3 protein-coding genes and 1 pseudogene are annotated in these 2,931 nt (G+C 47.6%); 3 read left to right on the top strand and 1 reads right to left on the bottom strand.

All coding sequences use genetic code 11. From position 1 onward, the window contains the following. Nucleotides 1-193 (top strand): annotated as a pseudogene (locus C7R93_RS29585) (class II fumarate hydratase); the annotation flags it as partial. 63 nt (nucleotides 194-256) lie between these two features. Here C7R93_RS29585 and C7R93_RS29580 read toward each other — a convergent pair. Further along, entirely contained in the window at nucleotides 257-1,024 is a 768-nt protein-coding gene (locus C7R93_RS29580) for an SDR family oxidoreductase (RefSeq protein WP_106842129.1), read from the bottom strand. Nucleotides 1,025-1,223: 199 nt separating this feature from the next. Between C7R93_RS29580 and C7R93_RS29575 the strand changes: the two genes are divergently transcribed. Together C7R93_RS29575 and C7R93_RS29570 are read left to right on the top strand one after the other, a co-directional pair. Beyond that, on the top strand, nucleotides 1,224-1,913 hold the full coding sequence (locus C7R93_RS29575; RefSeq protein WP_244191693.1) for a response regulator transcription factor: 690 nt from the start codon (nucleotides 1,224-1,226) through the stop codon (nucleotides 1,911-1,913). Continuing rightward, nucleotides 1,903-2,931, top strand: a 1,029-nt coding sequence (locus tag C7R93_RS29570) for a sensor histidine kinase (protein ID WP_106842127.1), incomplete at its 3' end; no start/stop codon positions are given. The genes C7R93_RS29575 and C7R93_RS29570, both read left to right, overlap by 11 nt.

The following is a 2,931-nucleotide window of genomic DNA, read 5'->3' as shown; positions in this document are numbered from 1 at the left end:
CCTGAACAACTCCCTGATGCTGGTGACGGCGTTGAACCCGCATATCGGCTATGAAAATGCGGCGGCTGTAGCAAAGCTGGCTCACAAAGAAGGCATCACACTCAAGGAAGCGGCGATCAAGAGCAATTTGCTGACTGAAGAGCAATTCGATCAAGTCGTGCGCCCTGAACAAATGATTCATCCAAAAGAATAGCAGCTTCATAAACAAAACCGATGGTCCCGTGTTTGTGGCCATCGGTTATTTTTTTGAGAAAAATTACAGATGCGACCCGCCACTTGCATCAATCAATTGCCCGGTTACCCAACGGCTGTCCGAGGAAGCGAGAAAGGCGGCAATATCCGCTACATCATCAGGCTCTCCCCACCTGTTGAAGGTTGAGAGTCCAGCGGCGTACTTCTGCCCATTCGGATTATTTTGCAACGTGCCAGCATTCATCTCCGTGTTAATAATGCCTGGCAAGATCGCATTTACCGTAATATGACGGCTCCCCAGTTGTTTAGCCAGAGCTAGCGTCAGTGTGTTAACAGCCCCCTTCGATATACTGTAAGTGAACACACTTGGAGAAGCTGCACGAGTAACAAAGGAGGAGAGATTGATGATACGGCCTTCCTCTCTTAGGCGGGGCAAAGCTTGTTGGATCATAAAAAACGGCGCTTTGACATTGATGTTCATGACCTCGTCAAAAGATTCTTCGGTAGCCTCTTCCAACGTTAAGATTTGCCCGACCCCAGCGTTATTTACGAGAATGTCAAAATGATGATCTCCTGTACGTTGCAGAAGTGCTTCGTCCAAAGTCGTATATAAATCACGAATGCCGTCAAGGGTACGCATGTCCGTACCGATTGCGAATGCTTGGCCTCCATTTTGTTCAATCTCACGTACGACTGCTGCTGCTTCTTCTTGTCGCCTTCCATAATGTACGACGACCAATGCGCCATCCTGTGCCAGACGCAATGCGATGCCACGACCAATCCCCCGGCTTGCCCCGGTTACCAATGCAATTTTCCCTTTCAAGTTACCCATGGTTTCATCTCCCTTGATTAAAATTCAAGTTAGTTATAACACAAGGGGATGTTTGAAATATTGCTCTCTCATTCGCTCGGTTGGTCTCGTGAACAGAATGGCGATAATGATAGAGAATAATCACTTGCTTTACCTTTTCTTTAACAATTCTTGTTATAGTGATGCTATCTATATCTACCATGCACGAGTTCGGAGGTGTTTGTCCGTGAGGATTTTGATTGTAGATGACGACAAAGAGATTGTAGAGCTGATGGCGATATATTTGAGCAATGAAGGATATGAGATCGAAAAGGCTTTTGACGGTCTGGAAGCGATGGAGAAGCTGGAGCAGAGGCCCATCGATCTCGTCATTCTGGATGTGATGATGCCCAATCTGGATGGGCTGGAAGTCACCAAGCGAATACGAAAAAACTCGACCATCCCCATCCTGATGGCGAGTGCCAAAACGAATGATATGGACAAAATCCTGGGCTTGATGACGGGTGCAGACGATTACGTGGCGAAGCCGTTTAATCCACTGGAAATGATTGCGCGGGTCAAGTCTCTCCTGCGACGGTCGAACTACACGCAGGCAAGCAAACAGGATCATGTGATTGAGGCGGGGCCATTGATTATCGACAAGCAAAGTCACTTCGTCCAGACAAAAGAAGGCACCCCGATCAAGCTGACGGCATTGGAGTTTTCCGTCCTGTATCTTTTGGCAAGTCATCCGAATCGGGTATTCAGCTCGGAAGAAATTTTTGACCGTTGCTGGAAAATGGAGAATTTCGTTTCCTACAAGACGGTGATGGTTCACATCAGCAACCTGCGGGAAAAGCTGGAGAAGGCGACAAATGGCGAAAAGGTGATACAGACGGTCTGGGGGGTCGGCTATAAAATTGAAGCTTAGAGCCAAGGATTTTATTCGCATCCTTTTCGATTTACTGCTTGGCCTCTTGATCATCTATGCTGTTTTTCAGATGGCTGCTTTTCTCGCCACCAACTATTTCTACAACATCCCGCAAATCAAAGACTACATTTGGAAGCTGCGGGTTAATTTCGATATCAATTCCTTTAAAATCCCGATAATATTAATTGCGACCGGTATGTTTGTAGCGTGGTCGTTCGTTCGTATCCGCAAGTACCTGGAACAAAAGCAGATGGAGCAAATCATAAACGAGCTGCATTTCATTGCGAAAGGCAATTATCATCACCAGATTTCCATTCGTCCGAACGGCAGCTTGGGTCAAGTCGTCGATAGCATTCATGCTCTGGTTAAAAGCGCCCTCGATGCGATGGAGGAGGAGCGGCGGCTGGAACAATCGAAGGATGAGTTGATTACCAACGTTTCCCACGATCTGCGAACGCCGTTGACCTCCATCATCGGCTACCTTGGACTGATTGAGCAGAACAAATACAAGGACGAGGAGAAGCTCAAGCATTACGCTCATATCGCCTATGAAAAGGCCAAACAGATGAACGTGCTCGTCAATGATTTGTTTGAGTACACGAAGGTCCGCAATCGCGGGGCGTATTTGAAACGTACGCAGTTTGACTTGGTGGAGCTGGTTGAGCAAGTATCTGTCGGCTTTCGGCTCGTGGCGAATGAGGCAGGGCTGCGTTTAATCGTAGATACACCTGATCAAAAAATCGAGATGGCAGGAGATACCGACAAGCTCGTTCGCGTTCTGGAAAATCTCATTTCCAACGCCGTGAAATACGGACGCGATGGTACAGAAATTATCATACGCGTTTTTCTGCAAGAAGAAGGTATTGCGATTTCTGTCGCCAATAACGGAGCGCAAATCCCGGCTGAATATGTGCCGAGCTTGTTTGAACGCTTTTTTCGGGTGGAGGGCTCACGTTCGAAAGAGACAGGAGGCTCGGGCCTCGGACTCGCTATCGCCAAAAGCATCATCGATCTACAC

Origin of the sequence: Brevibacillus fortis, assembly GCF_003013395.1 — a bacterium.
GTDB lineage: Bacteria > Bacillota > Bacilli > Brevibacillales > Brevibacillaceae > Brevibacillus > Brevibacillus fortis.
The sequence above is the reverse complement of the archived record's forward strand: the minus strand, read 5'-3'. Positions and strand labels throughout refer to the sequence as shown.